At 62.1% G+C, this 15,914-nt stretch carries 15 protein-coding genes and 1 tRNA gene; 8 read left to right on the top strand and 8 right to left on the bottom strand.

All coding sequences use genetic code 11. The annotated features are described in order from the left end of the window. Positions 1-717 precede the first annotated feature (717 nt). Positions 718-1,017, top strand: coding sequence for a hypothetical protein (locus tag ABIE49_RS27150; protein ID WP_192736699.1), 300 nt, complete (start codon positions 718-720; stop codon positions 1,015-1,017). A gap of 328 nt (positions 1,018-1,345) precedes the next feature. Here the strand turns inward: ABIE49_RS27150 and ABIE49_RS27145 are convergent. Continuing rightward, positions 1,346-1,420, bottom strand: a tRNA-Glu gene (locus ABIE49_RS27145). A gap of 169 nt (positions 1,421-1,589) precedes the next feature. On the opposite strand from ABIE49_RS27145, the gene ABIE49_RS27140 reads away from it, so the two are divergent. From ABIE49_RS27140 to ABIE49_RS27125, 4 genes are all read left to right on the top strand, one after another. Beyond that, positions 1,590-1,892: a hypothetical protein gene (locus ABIE49_RS27140; RefSeq protein WP_192736700.1), complete on the top strand. Its 303-nt coding sequence runs from the start codon at positions 1,590-1,592 to the stop codon at positions 1,890-1,892. A 224-nt stretch (positions 1,893-2,116) separates the two neighbouring features. Beyond that, complete coding sequence (locus tag ABIE49_RS27135; RefSeq protein WP_192736701.1) at positions 2,117-2,569, top strand: (2Fe-2S)-binding protein; 453 nt, start codon at positions 2,117-2,119, stop codon at positions 2,567-2,569. 2 nt (positions 2,570-2,571) lie between these two features. Continuing rightward, positions 2,572-4,890 (top strand): xanthine dehydrogenase family protein molybdopterin-binding subunit, encoded by a 2,319-nt coding sequence (locus tag ABIE49_RS27130; RefSeq protein WP_192736702.1) that lies wholly within the window; start codon positions 2,572-2,574, stop codon positions 4,888-4,890. A 55-nt stretch (positions 4,891-4,945) separates the two neighbouring features. Then, positions 4,946-5,230 (top strand): hypothetical protein, encoded by a 285-nt coding sequence (locus tag ABIE49_RS27125; RefSeq protein ID WP_354066990.1) that lies wholly within the window; start codon positions 4,946-4,948, stop codon positions 5,228-5,230. A gap of 68 nt (positions 5,231-5,298) precedes the next feature. Here ABIE49_RS27125 and ABIE49_RS27120 read toward each other — a convergent pair whose 3' ends face one another. The 3 genes from ABIE49_RS27120 to ABIE49_RS27110 all read right to left on the bottom strand — a co-directional run bounded on the left by ABIE49_RS27120 (position 5,299) and on the right by ABIE49_RS27110 (position 8,211). Next, positions 5,299-7,029 (bottom strand): methanol/ethanol family PQQ-dependent dehydrogenase, encoded by a 1,731-nt coding sequence (locus ABIE49_RS27120; RefSeq protein WP_192736703.1) that lies wholly within the window; start codon positions 7,027-7,029, stop codon positions 5,299-5,301. Positions 7,030-7,106: 77 nt separating this feature from the next. Further along, positions 7,107-7,748 (bottom strand): QcrA and Rieske domain-containing protein, encoded by a 642-nt coding sequence (locus ABIE49_RS27115; protein WP_192736704.1) that lies wholly within the window; start codon positions 7,746-7,748, stop codon positions 7,107-7,109. Positions 7,749-7,875: 127 nt separating this feature from the next. Further along, positions 7,876-8,211 (bottom strand): hypothetical protein, encoded by a 336-nt coding sequence (locus tag ABIE49_RS27110; RefSeq protein ID WP_192736705.1) that lies wholly within the window; start codon positions 8,209-8,211, stop codon positions 7,876-7,878. A 50-nt stretch (positions 8,212-8,261) separates the two neighbouring features. On the opposite strand from ABIE49_RS27110, the gene ABIE49_RS27105 reads away from it, so the two are divergent. Together ABIE49_RS27105 and rpoH are read left to right on the top strand one after the other, a co-directional pair. After that, entirely contained in the window at positions 8,262-9,242 is a 981-nt protein-coding gene (locus ABIE49_RS27105) for an RluA family pseudouridine synthase (protein WP_192736934.1), read from the top strand. Between the two features lie 215 nt (positions 9,243-9,457). Next, entirely contained in the window at positions 9,458-10,357 is a 900-nt protein-coding gene (gene rpoH / locus ABIE49_RS27100; RefSeq protein WP_192736706.1) for an RNA polymerase sigma factor RpoH, read from the top strand. Between the two features lie 333 nt (positions 10,358-10,690). Here rpoH and ABIE49_RS27095 read toward each other — a convergent pair whose 3' ends face one another. The 4 genes from ABIE49_RS27095 to ABIE49_RS27080 all read right to left on the bottom strand — a co-directional run bounded on the left by ABIE49_RS27095 (position 10,691) and on the right by ABIE49_RS27080 (position 14,503). Further along, a complete protein-coding gene (locus tag ABIE49_RS27095) occupies positions 10,691-11,314 on the bottom strand; it encodes a peptidoglycan recognition protein family protein (protein WP_192736707.1) in 624 nt (207 codons plus the stop codon). 40 nt (positions 11,315-11,354) lie between these two features. After that, complete coding sequence (locus tag ABIE49_RS27090; protein WP_192736708.1) at positions 11,355-12,572, bottom strand: GGDEF domain-containing protein; 1,218 nt, start codon at positions 12,570-12,572, stop codon at positions 11,355-11,357. A gap of 719 nt (positions 12,573-13,291) precedes the next feature. Continuing rightward, positions 13,292-13,906 (bottom strand): LysE family translocator, encoded by a 615-nt coding sequence (locus ABIE49_RS27085; RefSeq protein ID WP_192736709.1) that lies wholly within the window; start codon positions 13,904-13,906, stop codon positions 13,292-13,294. A gap of 201 nt (positions 13,907-14,107) precedes the next feature. Next, a complete protein-coding gene (locus tag ABIE49_RS27080; RefSeq protein WP_192736710.1) occupies positions 14,108-14,503 on the bottom strand; it encodes a response regulator in 396 nt (131 codons plus the stop codon). Between the two features lie 147 nt (positions 14,504-14,650). Here ABIE49_RS27080 and ABIE49_RS27075 point away from each other — a divergent pair, with 147 nt between their 5' ends. Next, positions 14,651-15,514 carry an SDR family NAD(P)-dependent oxidoreductase gene (locus ABIE49_RS27075; RefSeq protein ID WP_192736711.1) on the top strand — a complete coding sequence of 288 codons (864 nt, stop codon included), beginning with the start codon at positions 14,651-14,653 and terminating at the stop codon, positions 15,512-15,514. Positions 15,515-15,914: the final 400 nt, after the last annotated feature.

Raw genomic sequence — 15,914 nt, 5'->3', positions numbered from 1 at the left:
ATCGCACTCGAAAAGTATCTCACAAGACACCGCCGATTTTTCGGCGCGCGGTCAACGCAAACGCGCTGACATTGGAGAGAATCTGGAACTATTGTGAATTACTCCGAACGCCATAATCCCTGCCCTATTCATGTCGAGTCCCAGGACCCGCGCATGTTCGAAATTTTTTTGTCGCGTCTCTTGATTTGATCAGAGACAAAGTCGCAGACGTCATTCATTCGTGCTGCAATTCGCGAGGCCGTCCCTTAACTTCATGAGCGCAACTTGTCGTAAATTCTAATTACCGTCCATATGCAACGCGACTTAACTATGAATCGATGGCGTCGCAAAATTGCGTTATGATTCATCCGGTTAGACGTCAAAACTGTTCCTGGATTGAGAGGCCGTAAGACTACGGACATCAAGCGGCGAAAGAGGTACCTCGAAAGAGCGATTGAGAGCAGCACAGCTTGTATTTGCCAGATTGTCTGCGGGCTCCTCCGGGAATTGCCAAACGGTCCAACGAGGGATTCGCAATAAGCGAGGATTAAGCGCAGTGAACTATTCGGTGCTCGCTAATGAAAAAAGTGAAGCTGAAGTCAGTGCCGCACGACTGCGCTACATTGCCGGAGCATCAAATGGACCAGGATCATTCGGCCGCTCAATCGGCAGTTCGTATCTGAAACCGAAGCCACCGCGTGACCGAGAGTGCAAAGGACTCTCCGGTAGACATCGGACATGAATTCCGATGCGACCGTGCCGGTTTTGACGTCAAAGCGGCGACGCTTCGTCGAGGAATATCTCCACGACATGAACGCCACGCAGGCGGATATTCGCCGCAAGGATCGCGTCCAGATCGGCGAAACCAGGAAGCTACGACTGTCCGATCGAATGCGCCGGCTGGAGCTAATCGGCAAGCACATCCGCTTCAAAGCGTTCGAGGAGACGGTCAACGTCAAGGGGCTCGATACGCTCGCAGACCGCCTGGAGCGCGCTCATCGACAGGCTGCGGCTACACACCCGATCAAAGGGGTCTGATGATTCGCCTGGAGGATCGTCCCCAAAACAACATCCATTGTTTTTGCACAACGCGGCCATCGCCTCTCTATCTTCGAGTATGTCGGCGGCGGAAGAACCGACTTCTATTTCAACCTGCAGGCTGGGCGCAGAGGCCGGTATGGAAGGACGCCTACGGTTTGTCGCGTGCCTTTTGGACGGGGTTACGACGGATGTCGGCCGAGAGTTCGGGGGTATTCGACTGTGGAATCGCGGTGCGCTGGAGCAGCACGAAATTCGCGGGCGCAGGGATGTTAATTTTACCGATATTCAACGGCGACCTCGATCGTCGCCTAAGCATTTGATTTTATGGCGCTCCCTAGGGGAATCGAACCCCTGTTTCAGCCTTGAGAGGGCCGCGTCCTAACCGCTAGACGAAGGGAGCGTACGGCAGAGGGAATAGCCGCGAAATCGTCCGGCTGCAAGGCGCTGAAGGCCATGGTTTAGGCGATCTAGGGCGGTCCGGGCGTGATCCTGGCGGTCCGGCATCGAAATCAGGCTTCAGGGTGCCTTCAACTGAGCGATGGCGGCGGCGCCGGCCAAAGGACGAGACAGTGGACGACGGCCCCGAGAATCCGGAACTCAGTGACGAGCGGGCGCGCATCTGCAGTCCGCGCGACTGGCCGCTGAGCGTTTTGCTGACGAATTTCAGCCTGCCGGCGGGTTTTGGCGGCCTGGCGTCGAAGGCGAGGACTTGGTCACCGCCTGTACCCAGCTTCACCTCCTCGCCGGTGCAACGCCGTTCGAACGAACTCAACGCCTTCACTGCCCGGCTTCCGCGCGCGGCGAGAGAAACCGGCCAGCCGCCCGGCAGCCCCGCTTTCGACAAACGGCAAATCCAAAACACCTGTCTGTGAAGTCACCGCGTCGTTAACGTCTGATAGCATCGCGGCATTCCTGATGCCGGGGGCGCCTCGGCCAAATCGCGAAAGGACATCCGCAAACAGCAAATTGCCTTAACCAGATTGCCTTCACGAAATGCCTTGGGGCGGGAAAACCACGCGGCGATCCGAGCGAATGGAAATGTGTTCCGGCTCGCGCCGCAAACAGATCAACAGCTTAAAAAGAGCGAGGGACAGCCATGATCAAGGTGAAGATAAACGGCCAGGAACAAAATTGGGATGGCGATCCGGATCTTCCGTTACTCTGGTTTCTCCGTGACGAGGCGGGACTGACAGGGACCAAATATGGCTGCGGCCAGGCCCTGTGCGGCTCGTGCACCGTCATCATCGACAAGCAGGCCGTGCGCGCCTGCATCACCTCGGTTTCCGACGTGGTCGGCCGCGACGTCACCACCATCGAGGGGTTGCACCCGACCGGCGATCACCCGGTGCAGAAGGCCTGGCGCCAGCTCAATGTCCCGCAATGCGGCTATTGCCAGACCGGCCAGATCATGCAGGGCGCCGCGCTGTTGATGGACAATCCAAAACCTACCCATGACCAGATCCGCGAAGCGATGGCGGGCAACATCTGCCGCTGCGGCTGTTACCAGCGCATCGAGAACGCCGTGCATCTCGCGTCAACGGGGGTGTGATCATGAATATCCTCACCAATCCCAAAAAACTTCGCGGCTTTGAGCGGCACCTCAAGGTCGAGAACGTTTCCCGCCGCAGCATCCTGAAGGGCCTCGGCATCGCCGGCGGCTTTGCGCTCGCCGCGCCCGTGATGTCCCGCCCGGCTTTCGCCGCCTACGAGACCGGCGCATCGAAGATGCCGCACGGCACCGTGGTCGATCCACGCGTGTTCGTCTCGATCGCGCCCGACGGCATCGTCACCATCGTCGGCCACCGCGCCGAGATGGGAACCGGCGTACGGACCAGCCTGCCGCTGATCGTCGCCGAGGAGATGGAAGCAGACTGGTCGCGCGTCCGGGTTCAGCAGGCGCCCGGCAACGAGGCCAAATACGGCAACCAGGACACCGACGGCTCGCGCAGCACGCGGCATTATCTGATGCCGATGCGCCAGATCGGCGCCTCGGCGCGCTCGATGCTGGAGGCCGCCGCCGCCAAGCGCTGGGGCGTGCCGGCGACCGAGGTGAAGGCCCGCAATCACGAGGTGATCCACGCTGCGAGCGGACGCAAGATAGGCTTTGGCGATCTTGCCGCCGATGCCGCCAAGGAATCGGTGCCTGGTATCGAAGGTTTGAAGCTGAAGGACCCGAAGGATTTCCGCTATCTCGGCAAGGGCCAGATCGGCATCGTCGATCTCAGGGACATTACCGTCGGCAAGGCGCATTACGGCGCCGACATTCGGCTGCCGGGCATGAAATACGCCGTCATCGCCCGTCCGCCGGTGACCGGCGGCAAGGTGAAGTCGTTCGACGCGGCGGAAGCGATGAAGGTCTCCGGCGTCGAGAAGGTATTGGAGGTCAAGGGCTGGCCGTGGCCGTCCAAATTCCAGCCGCTCGGCGGCGTTGCCGTGATCGCCCGCAACACCGGGGCGGCGATCAAGGGGCGCGACGCGCTGAAGATCGTCTGGGATGACGGCGCCAACGGCAAATACGACTCGGTCGCCTACCGGGCTTCGCTGGAAGAGGCCGCGCGAAAACCGGGGCTGGTGGTGCGCAAGGAAGGCGACGCCGATGCGGCATTGAAGAGCGCCGACAAGGTGATCACCGGCGAGTATTATGTGCCGCACCTGGCGCATGTCAGCATGGAGCCGCCGGTCGCGGTCGCCGATGTCAAAGGCGACAGGTGCGAAATCTGGGCGCCGGTGCAAAGTGCCGGCGGCACGCGCGAAGACGTCGCCAAGACGCTCGGCATCCCCGACGCCAACGTCACCGTCAACGTCACGCTGCTCGGCGGCGGGTTCGGGCGCAAATCGAAATGCGATTTCGCGATCGAGGCGGCGCTGCTGTCGAAGGAACTCGGTGCGCCCGTGAAGGTGCAATGGACGCGGGAGGACGATGTTCGTCACGGCTTCCTGCACACCGTTTCGCTGGAACGCATCGAGGCCGGGCTGGACAAGAGCGGCAAGGTGATCGCGTGGCGGCATCGCAGCGTGGCGCCTACCATTGCCTCGACCTTCGCAGCTGGTGCGAAGCATGAGGCGCCGTTCGAACTCGGCATGGGACTGATCGACAACCCGTTCGAGATCGCCAACCTGCAATGCGAGAATCCGGAAGCGGCCGCGCATACCCGCATTGGCTGGTTCCGTGCGGTGTCGAACATCCCGCGCGCCTTCGCGGTTCAGTCGATGGTTGCCGAAATCGCTTCCGCGACCAAGCGCGACCCGAAGGACATGCTGCTGGAGCTGATCGGATCGCCTCGCCTCGTCAACCTGTCGTCGGTGAAGGACCCCTGGAACTACGGCGAGCCCTATAGCAGCTATCCGATCGACACCGCCCGCCTTCGCAAGGTGGTCGAGCTGGTCGCCGACAAGGGCGGCTGGGGACGGTCCGTGCCGAAAGGCCACGGGCTCGGCATCGCCGTGCACCGGAGTTTCGTCAGCTACATCGCGACCATCGTCGAGGTCGCCATTGACGACAAGGGCAAGCTCACGGTGCCGAGGGTCGATACCGCGATCGATTGCGGAACCTATGTCAATCCGGAGCGCATCGAGTCCCAGATCGAGGGCGCGGCGATCATGGGGCTGAGCCTTGCCAAATATGGCGAGATCACTTTCAAGGACGGCAAGGTGCAGCAGGGCAATTTCGACGATTTCCCTGTGATCCGGATGGACGAGTCCCCGCTGGTGACCCACGTCTATATCGTGCCGCCGGGGCCCGATACGCCGCCCAGCGGCGTCGGCGAACCCGGCGTGCCGCCGTTCGCGCCGGCCTTGATCAACGCGATCTTCGCCGCCACCGGAAAGCGCATCCGCAGCCTGCCGATCGGCAAGCAACTGGAGGCGTGACGCGGAACGTTAAAGGGCTGTGGCCGTTTTCATCGATCTGACAGGAGCCAGGTCGATGAAAAGGTCGATGAAAATCACGATGGTGAGATTGGGGACGCTCGCGGCAGCCTTGCTGTCGGGCGTCCTTCTTTTTGATATGCAGGCAGCGAGCGCCCAGACCAACGCTGCGCCGGACGCAACGGCAACGCGGCCGGCGAAGACGCCGTCAGGCCAGACTTCGATTCCAAGCAGCGGGCCGGCGGCCACGACGACGCAAACCACCGGCGAAGCCAGCCGGGATCCCACCATCAAGCAGATGAACGAAGACGAAAAGTCGAAGGTCGATTCCAAGGGCAAATGACTTGAAATAAAAAGCGGCGGGGTTGAACCCGCCGCTTTCTACGCCACCCCCGTCGAACCGTTCGGCCCTTACTTCTTGACGGCGAATACCCAGACGACGCCGCCTTGCGGCACGTTGTTCTCGACACCCACGTTATTCTGGGTCGCCAGCGCGTCCTGGATGCGTTGCGCATCCACGCCCCAGCCGGACTGCACGGCGATATATTGCGTGCCATCGACCTCATAGGCGATCGGCATGCCCACGATCCCGGAGTTGGTCTTCTGCTCCCACAACTTCTCACCCGTCTTGGCGTGGTAGGCACGGAACATCCGGTCGTTGGTGCCGCCAACGAAAACGAGGTCACCCGCCGTCGCAGTCACCGAGCCGAACAATTGGGATTTGGGGAAGTTCTGCTGCCAGACCTTTTTCCCGGTGGCCGGATCCCACGCCTGCAATTCGCCAAAATGATCGGCGCCGGGACGAACCTTGAGGCCGATGTCTTCGGGCTTGGTGCCGAGCCAAAGCTGGCCGGCAACCAGCGGCACTTTCTCGCCGGTGAAGCCGCCGCAGAAATTCTCGTTGGCGGGCACGTAGACCAGGCCGGTCTTCTGGCTATAGGCCGCCGACGGCCAATCCTTGCCGCCCCACAATGACGGACAGAACTCGACCCGCTTGCCAATCACCGGCTTGTGGGCGGGATCGACGATCGGCCTGCCGGTCTCCGGCTCGATTCCTTTCCAGACGTCGGTGTGAACAAAGGGCCAGCCGCTGACGTAGTTGATCTTGTCCGCCTTGCGCTCGAGCACCCAGAAGATCGCGTTGCGGCCGGGATGAATCAGGCTCTTGATGGTGCGACCATCCTTTTGCAGGTCGACCAGCATCGGCGCCTCGACCTCGTCCCAGTCCCAGGAATCGTTCTGATGATACTGGAAGTATGTCTTTATCCTTCCGTTCTCGGGGGCGAGCGCTAGCACCGAGGTTGAGTAGAGATTGTCGCCGGGATGAGTATTGCCCGGCCAGGGTGCGGCATTGCCGGTGCCCCAATAGATGGTCTTGGTCTCGATGTCGTAGTTGCCGGTCATCCAGGCCGGCGCGCCGCCCGATTTCCAGTCGTCACCGGTCCAGGTTTCGTGCCCGGGCTCGCCGGGGCCCGGAATCGTAAAGGTCCGCCACAGTTCCTTGCCGTTCTCGGCGTCATAAGCGACGACATAGCCGCGCACGCCGAATTCACCGCCGGAACCACCGACGATCACCTTGCCGTCGACGATCAGCGGCATCAGCGTCAGGTACTGACCCTTCTTGTAGTCCTGGACCTTGGTGTCCCACAGCACCTTGCCGGTCTTGGCGTCGAGCGCGACGACGTGATCGTCGGTCGTCGCAAGATACAATTTGTCCTGCCACAACCCGACGCCGCGGTTGGTCGGATGCAATTGAAAGAGATCGTCGGGAAGCTGGCGCTTGTATCGCCAGTACTCGTCGCCGGTCTTGGCATTGAGCGCGATCACCTGCCCTGCAGGCGTCGCGACGAACATCACGCCATTGTTGACGATCGGCGGTGCCTCATGGCCTTCGACCACACCCGTCGAGAAGGTCCATACCGGCGTGAGGTCCTTGACGTTCGAAGTGTTGATCTGGTCGAGCGGGCTGTAGCCCTGCCCATCATAGGTCCGGCGATACAGCATCCAGTTGCCGGGTTCGGGTTTTTCGAGGCGGGCCGACGTCACCGGGCTGTAATTCTCGATCGGTCCAGCGCCGGCGGCGGCTGAGACAAGGCACGTGAATGCGACAGAGCTCGACAATAACCAATGCTTCGTGGTCATGAGACGCAACCTCCCTGTTTTGTTTTTTTCATTCATTCCGTGGTCGTGCGAATGCCCGATGCGGCTTCATCCTCCAGTCAGGTACCTACCTTTCCAATGAATGTTGCGGTGACGGTGAGCGCATCGTCCGTGATCGCCAGCGGAAGCGCCGCCAGGCGCCGCGGCGCCGGCCCGAACAGGACCTTTGCGCTTTCCCGCGGATCATATTCGGAGTTGTGGCAGGCACATTTGAACACGAGCTTGTCGCCCGACGCCTGTTTCACCCAGCCGGTGACCGGGCATCCCGTATGCGAACAGATCAGCGAATAGGCGACGATGCCGTCGGCGCTGCGTGATCGCGTGTCATCATCCAGTTCGGCTGGATCGAGCCTGACCACCAAAAGCTCGTTCAACCGCGAGCCCTTGCGGATCACGGCGGTCTTAAGATCCTTTGGCCAGGCGCGCGCAGGAGGCCCGCCGAGCTTCAAATCCTCTGGCTTGATGACCTCGCCGGCGCGGTCGCCTTCCGAGAACACCAGCGTGTCGGCTTTTTGTGGCCGCAGATTGCTGCCGGGCTGATCATCCTCCGCATTGGAAGGTTCTGGAGCAGCGAGACAGGCGCAAGTCGCAAGCGCCGTCAGCAGCATCGCACGCCGCGTCGGATCGGAACATGAAACCGCGCCATCGTGTTCGACGATGTCGCCCATGGGAACCGCGGCGCTGGGGTTGGATTCCGACATGGCGCAAGCTGAGCGTGTAACTCAGCCAAAAAAATGGCGAGCGTCTAACTTGCCAGCGTTGCTGCTACGCGAAAAATCACCTTGCATTCTGAAGTTGAGTTCGACGAGCGGCCGTCGATCGCTCCGCTCAGGGCTCGCTGACGAATTTCAGCTGCCCTACAGGTTTCAGCGTCTTTGCATCAAATGTGCGGATTTCAGTTACGCCGCCGATATCGAGGGTCACGACCAGCCGGTCGCCGGCGACGCCGGTGGACACGATACGGGCGCCTTTCGGCAAGCTCGCCGTGGTATCGGATATCGCTGCGGGGCTTCCCTCGCTGCGATAAAGACGATAGCCGATGGCGGTCAGGACGATGGCGACGGCCAGCGCCGAGGTCACGCCTGCGATCAGCATCATCCGCCGCACCCGCGCAAACAGCGCGGCCTGTTCGGGGGTCGGTTCGGGCGCAACGGTATCAGTCATGCAAAGGCTCTTCTTTGGAACAAGTCACGTCTTCGAATAGCGGCGAGAGGCTGGAGGTCACGGTCGGCGGCGACGAAGGATCGCCCCGGCTCGACCGTGTGCTCGCGGTGCTTCGCCCGGAACTGTCGCGGTCCCGCCTGAAGGCGTTGATCCTCGCCGGTTCCGTCACCGCCAAGGGCACCCCCATTCGCGACCCCGCTTATCATGTTGCCAAGGGCGATACGATCACAATCGACGTTCCCGAGGCCACCCCGCCTGAGCCAAAGGGCGAGGATATCGCGCTCGATATCGTCTTCGAGGATGAGGACATTATCGTCATCGACAAGCCAAAGGGACTGGTCGTACACCCCGCTGCCGGCCACGAAACCGGCACGCTGGTCAACGCGCTGATTGCCCATTGCGGCGCAAGCCTTTCCGGCATCGGCGGCGTCCGCCGTCCGGGCATCGTGCACCGGCTCGACAAGGACACGACGGGGTTGATGGTTGTCGCCAAAAACGACCGCGCGCACCAATCACTCACGGCGCAATTCGCCGACCATGGCCGTACCGGCCCAATGCGGCGCGGCTATATGGCCTTTATCTGGGGCCTGCCGAACCGCCAGCGCGGCACGGTCAATGCGCCGATCGACCGGCATCCCTTTGCCCGCGAGAAAATGGCGGTGCGCGACAGCGGCCGTGAAGCGGTTACTCATTGGGAGCTGCAGGCGGCCTTCAATGGCCGGGACGGCAAACCGGTCGCCTCGCTGCTGGCCTGCCAGCTCGAGACCGGACGGACCCATCAGATCCGGGTGCATCTTTCCCATATCGGCCACCCCCTGATGGGCGATGCGGTCTATGGCCCGCACTTCAAGACCAAGGCCGGCCAGCTTGGGCCCGGAGGTCAGGCTGCCCTGGCCGCGCTCGGCCGGCAGGCCCTGCACGCCTACCTGCTTACCTTGGAACATCCTCGGACCGGAGAGCTTTTGCACTGGGAGGCGGCCCTACCGGAGGATTTGCTTCTCCTGCAGGGCACCCTCGAAGCGGCGCTATGACGCAGCCGATTCAGAAAAGCGATGCTATGCCAATAGGTTATGGCAGGCACACGGGGACGTGACGTCAGCATTCCTTCCCTATCGGCCCCCATTTGGTGTATGTTGCACCTGCGCTGAATATCCAGCGCGGAACATCGCAGCCTGGTCGGCTTTAACACAGCGATCACCTGCCGGGCCCGCCGCTATCGGGGGCCTGAACCACTGGAGGGCGCTCAATGGCCCGTACAGCTACGTTGCCGGTTCTCAATGGAGAATCCGGCCTTTCTAGATACCTCGCCGAGATCCGCAAATTTCCGATGCTGGAACCCCAGCAGGAATACATGTTCGCCAAGCGTTGGCGCGAACATGACGATCGCGACGCGGCACATCACCTTGTCACCAGCCATCTCCGGCTCGTCGCCAAGATCGCCATGGGCTATCGCGGCTACGGCCTGCCTATTTCCGAGGTCGTATCGGAAGGCAATGTCGGCCTGATGCAGGCGGTCAAGCGGTTCGAACCCGAAAAGGGCTTCCGACTCGCTACCTACGCCATGTGGTGGATCAAGGCGTCAATACAAGAGTACATTCTGCGTTCCTGGTCGCTCGTGAAAATGGGCACCACCGCGAACCAGAAGAAGCTGTTCTTCAACCTGCGCAAGGCGAAGAGCAAGATCTCCGCGCTGGACGAGGGCGATCTCCGCCCCGATCAGGTGGCGATCATTGCCAAGCGCCTCGGCGTGACGAATCAGGACGTGATCGACATGAACCGCCGCCTCGGTGGCGACGCGTCGCTCAACGCTCCGATCCGCGACGACGGTGAAGCCGGCGAATGGCAGGACTGGCTGGTCGATAACTCGCCCAACCAGGAAGCCATCATGGCTGAACACGAGGAGTTCGATCATCGCCGGCAGGCGCTGAACGGCGCCATCGGTGTGCTCAACCCGCGCGAACGCCGCATCTTCGAGGCGCGGCGTCTGGCGGAAGAGCCGATGACGCTGGAAGACCTCGCCGCCGAATTCGGCGTGTCGCGCGAGCGCGTGCGGCAGATCGAGGTCCGTGCTTTCGAGAAGGTGCAGTCGGCCGTCAAGGGCACGATTGCCCGGCAGGAAGCCGCCGTGCTCGAAGCCGCGCACTAATTTCGCGGCCAAGGCAATGAACGACGAAAGCCGGCGGCAACGCCGGCTTTTTGTTGTTTGGAGCAGTTCGCCACCCAACGCTGTCGTCCCCGCGAAGGCGGGGACACCCATACGCCGCAGCAGATGTGAGATAGGCAGTGTTAGTTGCCTTTCTTGCCACGTCGCATCATGAACATTTGTGGCTATGGGTCCCCCGATGTGCAATTGCACATCTGAGCTCAAGGCCGGGACGACGAGTTGAGAGACCGCCGGCCTCCAACAATACGCCGCAGATAATCCGCGATGCTGGTGGACTGGTTCAGCGTGCTCCAGCAGCGCGCCGAGGCTGAGAGCTTACTCGCCCCATTCCCGCGCCAGCTTTGCAAGCTCGCAGCCTTCGCAATAGCGGGCGTCCTTGAAGTCGATCCAGTTATGCGCATAGACCTGCGTCAGCGGGATGCCGTAACGCGCGCGCAGGACCTTGACCAGGATGCGCCACGCCGCCACCTGCGCCTCGGTGGCGCCGCGCGTCACATCCGGGAAATTGCCGGCGAATTCCACGCCGACCGAATTGTTGCCGACCACCTGACGAAAGGTCGGGCGGTTGTCGATGTATTTGTTGTCGTTGCGGTTGCCGCCGTCGCCATGGGTCGGAACCAGATTTTCCGCCACCGCCCAATACACGGTGCCGTCGGTTTCGACCCAGACCATGACGCCGCGCCGCGTCGGATTTTTGGCTTGCGCTTGCGCGCCGCCACGGGCCGAGCCGGCCGGGCCTTCGGTCTGGTGCACGATGATGTTGCGCCAGGGATGCGCCTTGGCAACGTCGCCCCATGGCGCCAGCCAGACCACCTTCAATCCCGGAATCTCGGGCGTGCCGGACGATCGCGCGATGGTGGCGAGGTCGGGCGTTTGGGCAGCAGCGGGAAGAGTGAACGCGATGGCGCAGAGCGCGATCGCAAGGCGGCGGAGCTTCATACGCTAGGGATCCAATGACGACCCCTCTGAGTAACATGCTTCAGGCGCGCTTGCGCAAGCTCGCATCCGCCAGCACGGCTATTTCGATCCCGGGCGCCAGCGGCGGCGCGGGCTCGTAGGTCGCAAAGCAGTTTCGGCCGCCCTTCTTGGCGTCATAGAGCGCGTGGTCGGCGGCCGCGATCAGACGGTCGGGGAACGCCCCCATTTCCCGGGTCCATTGTGCGACGCCGATCGAGACCGAGATCGGAATATCGTTACCCATGCATTGTTCGGCATCGGCGCGGCATACTTCCAGCACCCGGCGCGCGATCATCGCGCCTTCGCGCAAGGTCGAGGACGGCAGCACGATGCAGAACTCGTCGCCGCCCGACCGCGCCAGCATGTCGCCGGGGCGCAGGCGGGTTTGCGCCATCAGGGTGAAATGCTGCAGGCAGGCGTCGCCGGCGGCGTGGCCGTAGGTATCGTTGATGCCCTTGAAGCCGTCGAGGTCGATCACCAGCAGTGCGAACGGCTGGTTGCTGCGCTCCGAGCGCGCGCATTCCTCGGTCAGGCGCTGCACCAGATGGCGGCGGTTGCCGACGCCGGTGAGGTCGTCGAGCAGCGCCAGATCGGCGACTTCGCTTCGCAGATGGTCCATCGCCATCAGCAGGAAGCCGAAATTCAGCGCCATCGACAGGAACACCAGCATCAGGATCACGGCCGACTGCGCCGGGCTGAAATGCATGTAGGAGAAACCGCCGGCGATGCCGCCGATCAGCCGGACTCCGTAGATGGCGATGATGAGGCTGGCCACGATGGCGGCCAGCCGCGCGCCGGGATTGACGCGGCCCTGGTGCGGGGTCAGCAGCAGCTTTACGCTCAGCGCCAGCGGAAGAACCTGGGCGATGGTGAAGATGGTGATGCGCGCCGGCGGGCTGTCATAGGCGAACATGAAGAAGGAAAGGCCGGCGAAGCTCAGCCCCATCACCAGCCAGGTGGCGCGCCACGACACCGGCTTTTCGAAGAATTTCTGGACGCCCATCGCAGCGAGGCAGAGCGCGAAAATCATCGCGGTGCCCGCGATGAGCAGCGGCCAGAGTGCGTCGGTCACGACGCGCAGCATCGCAACGGCCGCGCCTGCCGCCGCCATGAACGAGGAGCCGGTCCAGTATCGCGCGGCATAGAATGACGGATAGCTGCGGATCACGTAGGCCCAGATCAGGCCCAGCGCGAGAAAATTGATGACGAACACCGTCCACAGCGTCGGAACGCTCAGCATCGCGTGCCCGGGACGCTTAGCGTCCCGTCTCCCCTGTTAGATCGCCCCAGTAGATCGCTCAAGGCTTTCACCTCCGCGGGCGTTTCCCCGATCGACAATCCCCGTTGTCTTATGGACAAGGTGCGCCCTTCTCGCTTAACGGACTCTCACCGTCGCCGGGTAATCAATACCGTGGTTTTAAATTGATGAAGAGGCGCGCGTTGGGGCATCGTTAAGCATGATGCGCGCGGCGCGATCGGCGCTACCGAACGGCATTTTCGCGGAAAAGCACGTCAAAATGCATAACAGCTGTGGATAACATGATGACGGCGACGTGACAGCACGCGGCAGCACGCCGCGAATCTGTTGCAATTGATCTTGAGGATGTTGCGAGGTTGGCCCTCCGCCAAGCATGCCTCGGAGTCGCGTTTCAATCCATTAAAACCTTGAGAGGATTTACTATGGCTAAGAAAGCGAAGAAGGCGAAAAAGGCGAAGAAGGCGAAGAAGGCCAAGAAGTCGAAGAAGTGAATTTTGGCCCGGGTGGGGCGCTCAGTTCCGCCCGGGCTTCCACCTTCGAGGCGCCACTTTCAAGGCTCTAACTTTCAAGGCTTCACTTTCAAAGCTCTACTTACGTTCAAGGCTTCCACTTTCAAGCCTCCCAATTGCAAAACCATTCGATTTCGAAAGCAGCGGGCCTCAGGCCCGCTTTTTTGTGCCCTCATCTTTTGTGCCCTGAGGCTATCTCTCCGCGAACGCCAGCTTCGCGCCGAGCGCGGCAAATCCAGCTGCAAAGCTGCGGCGCAGCCAGGCCATTACCCTCGGCCGGGTGATGACGCGGTCGCGGACGCCGGCCGCGAACAGGCCGTAGATCGCGAACACCGCAAACGTCATCGCCATGAAGACCCCGCTCAATTCCAGCATCCGTGCCAATGGATAGGCCTCGTCCACCGCGATGAACTGCGGCAGGAAGGCGAGGAAAAAGATCGAGAGTTTTGGATTGAGGATGTTGATCAGGACCGCCGTGACGATCACCCGCCGGCTCGATCGCCCCGGCGCCGGCCGGGCGTCGATCGCAAGCGCGCCGGTTTCGCGCAGCGCCTGCCAGGCCATGAAGAGCAGATAGACCACGCCGCACCATTTCAACACCGCGAACGCCAAAGCGCTGGTATGCAGCACGGCCGCGAGCCCGAGCATCGCCGCCAGCATCTGCGGCAAAATCCCGAGCGTGCAGCCGAAGGCGGCGGCGATCGAGGCGCGGCCGCCTTGCGTCAGCGCCACCGCCAGCGTGTAGAGCACGCCGGTGCCGGGGGACGCGACCACGATCAGCGTGGTGAGCAGGAAGGACCATGTCATCAACGAGACCCCATTGGCTGCGAATGCGGCGCCGGTCGGCCATATCATGGCGCGGCCGGTTGCGAAAGCAGCGGCCCCATTTTCGTTTCGTCATGGCCGGGCTTGTCCCGGCCATCCACGTCTTCCTGCTTGAATTCCTAACAAAGTAAGACGTGGATGCCCGGCACAAGGCCGGGCATGACGATGATAAGGGTACCCCCACTACGCCTCGCCCACCCGGCTCCAGGCGATCGACATCCTTTCCGCCTCGCGGATCACGTCGAGCGGCGCCCAGGGCTTCGCCCAGAATCTGGCGCCATCCGGCAGCTTCTGCCGCAGCGGTTTGCCCGAGGTGACGATCACATCGATGTCCGGATTGATGTTCTTGGCGACATGCGCAAGCTCCACGCCGTTCTTGTGGCCGGCGAGTTGGACGTCGGTCATGACAAGCACGAGGCTCGCCCCCGCCTCCTCCAGCACCAGTTCGGCGGCCTCCGCGCTTTCGCACTCGATCACGTCCATGTCGCTTTCTTCCAGCAACAGGCAGATCATTTCCCGCTGCATCGGATCGTCTTCGACAACGAGTGCGGTCGCACGAAAAGGCTTCGATTGTCCCATAGGTCGCCCTCCTGAATGGGTATTCATCACGGTAACAGGGGGTTAAAGCGGAAAATCGCTTTATGTTCGGTTCCAATTTGCGAAAGATGCGGGAACCCGCACCGCTGCGCGGCCTGCCTGTTTCTCATCTGTTGGAGCTGACCTCGCATGACTGCCATCAATGGATCGGCCGCCGCCGTGACCGGCGCGGCCAGCGGCATCGGCCGCGCTTTGGCGCTTGAACTGGCCGCGCGCGGCTGCGATCTGGCGCTGGCCGACCGCGACGAGGCCGGGCTGCAGCAGGTCGCCGCCGAGATCGCCAAGGCTGAAATCGCGAAGGCGCACCAATGCAAGGTCAGCACGCACCGCGTCGATGTCGGCGAGCCCGCGCAGATCGCGGAATTCGCTGAAGCCGCCAGCGCCGCGCATCCCGGGCTGAACATCGTGATCAATAATGCCGGCGTCGCCTTGCTCGGCCAGTTCAGCGAGATCGAACAGGCGCAGATGGACTGGCTGTTCAACATCAATTTCTGGGGCACGGTGCACGGCACGCGCGCGTTCCTGCCGATTCTGGCCAAGCAGCGCGAGGCGCATATCGTCAATCTCTCCTCGATCTTCGGCATCATCGCGCCGCCCGGCCAGACCGCCTACAGCGCGGCGAAATTCGCGGTGCGCGGCTTTTCCGAAAGCCTGCGGCATGAGCTCGCGATGGCGAACAGCCCGGTGCGGTTGTCGGTGGTGCATCCCGGCGGCGTCGCCACCAGCATCGTACGCAATTCCCGCACCGGCACCGGCGTCACCGACAACGCCCGCCGCGCGCAATCGATCGACCGCTTCGATGCGGTGGCGAAGACGACGCCTCCGGCGGCGGCGCAGCGCATCATCCTCGGCATCGAGAAAAACCAGCCACGGATTCTGATCGGCAGCGACGCGTGGTACATGGATCTCCTGCAGCGCTTCCGGCCGGCGACGTATTGGGCGGTGCTGGCGAAGCGGCTGGAGAAGGCGATGAGCGCGGGGAAGGTTTCGTAGCTCGCCACACATTCGATGTCGTCCCGGGCTTGACCTCAGATGCGCAATTGCGCATCTGAGGTCAAGCTCGGGACGACGTGGATATAGCTTCGCGTTCTCGCGGCACATTGCGCCCGAGGTTTGCTATCAAACTCATTCGCCCTCTCTAATCAGAGGGCGCAGGGAATGCCGGATGCGCGCTGCACCCGCGGTCTCATGTGCGATTGTGCATAAGAATGCTGCACATGAGCATACAGGGCAGCGGAGAACATCCGACATTCCCTGCGCAATGGCTTTACGGCTTATAACGCGCTCTCCCCGGTGAGACGGCCTCTATTGCCACCGTCGCCCCTCGGAAGCGTTAGCTCCCGAAAGACTTGACGCCGTTACGGGCGCCAGGACCACACGCTTTCGCCGTACG

It is taken from the genome of Bradyrhizobium sp. OAE829 (genome assembly GCF_040546575.1).
Taxonomy (GTDB): Bacteria; Pseudomonadota; Alphaproteobacteria; order Rhizobiales; family Xanthobacteraceae; genus Bradyrhizobium.
This window is presented reverse-complemented; position numbering and strand designations above follow the sequence as displayed.

Coding starts and splice junctions, on each gene's coding strand:
- ABIE49_RS27150 (WP_192736699.1), top strand. CDS start 718: ATGAATTCCGATGCGACCGTGCCGGTTTTGACGTCAAAGCGGCGACGC.
- ABIE49_RS27135 (WP_192736701.1), top strand. CDS start 2,117: ATGATCAAGGTGAAGATAAACGGCCAGGAACAAAATTGGGATGGCGAT.
- ABIE49_RS27130 (WP_192736702.1), top strand. CDS start 2,572: ATGAATATCCTCACCAATCCCAAAAAACTTCGCGGCTTTGAGCGGCAC.
- ABIE49_RS27125 (WP_354066990.1), top strand. CDS start 4,946: ATGAAAAGGTCGATGAAAATCACGATGGTGAGATTGGGGACGCTCGCG.
- ABIE49_RS27120 (WP_192736703.1), bottom strand. CDS start 7,029: ATGACCACGAAGCATTGGTTATTGTCGAGCTCTGTCGCATTCACGTGC.
- ABIE49_RS27115 (WP_192736704.1), bottom strand. CDS start 7,748: ATGTCGGAATCCAACCCCAGCGCCGCGGTTCCCATGGGCGACATCGTC.
- ABIE49_RS27110 (WP_192736705.1), bottom strand. CDS start 8,211: ATGACTGATACCGTTGCGCCCGAACCGACCCCCGAACAGGCCGCGCTG.
- rpoH (WP_192736706.1), top strand. CDS start 9,458: ATGGCCCGTACAGCTACGTTGCCGGTTCTCAATGGAGAATCCGGCCTT.
- ABIE49_RS27095 (WP_192736707.1), bottom strand. CDS start 11,314: ATGAAGCTCCGCCGCCTTGCGATCGCGCTCTGCGCCATCGCGTTCACT.
- ABIE49_RS27090 (WP_192736708.1), bottom strand. CDS start 12,572: ATGCTGAGCGTTCCGACGCTGTGGACGGTGTTCGTCATCAATTTTCTC.
- ABIE49_RS27085 (WP_192736709.1), bottom strand. CDS start 13,906: ATGACATGGTCCTTCCTGCTCACCACGCTGATCGTGGTCGCGTCCCCC.
- ABIE49_RS27080 (WP_192736710.1), bottom strand. CDS start 14,503: ATGGGACAATCGAAGCCTTTTCGTGCGACCGCACTCGTTGTCGAAGAC.
- ABIE49_RS27075 (WP_192736711.1), top strand. CDS start 14,651: ATGACTGCCATCAATGGATCGGCCGCCGCCGTGACCGGCGCGGCCAGC.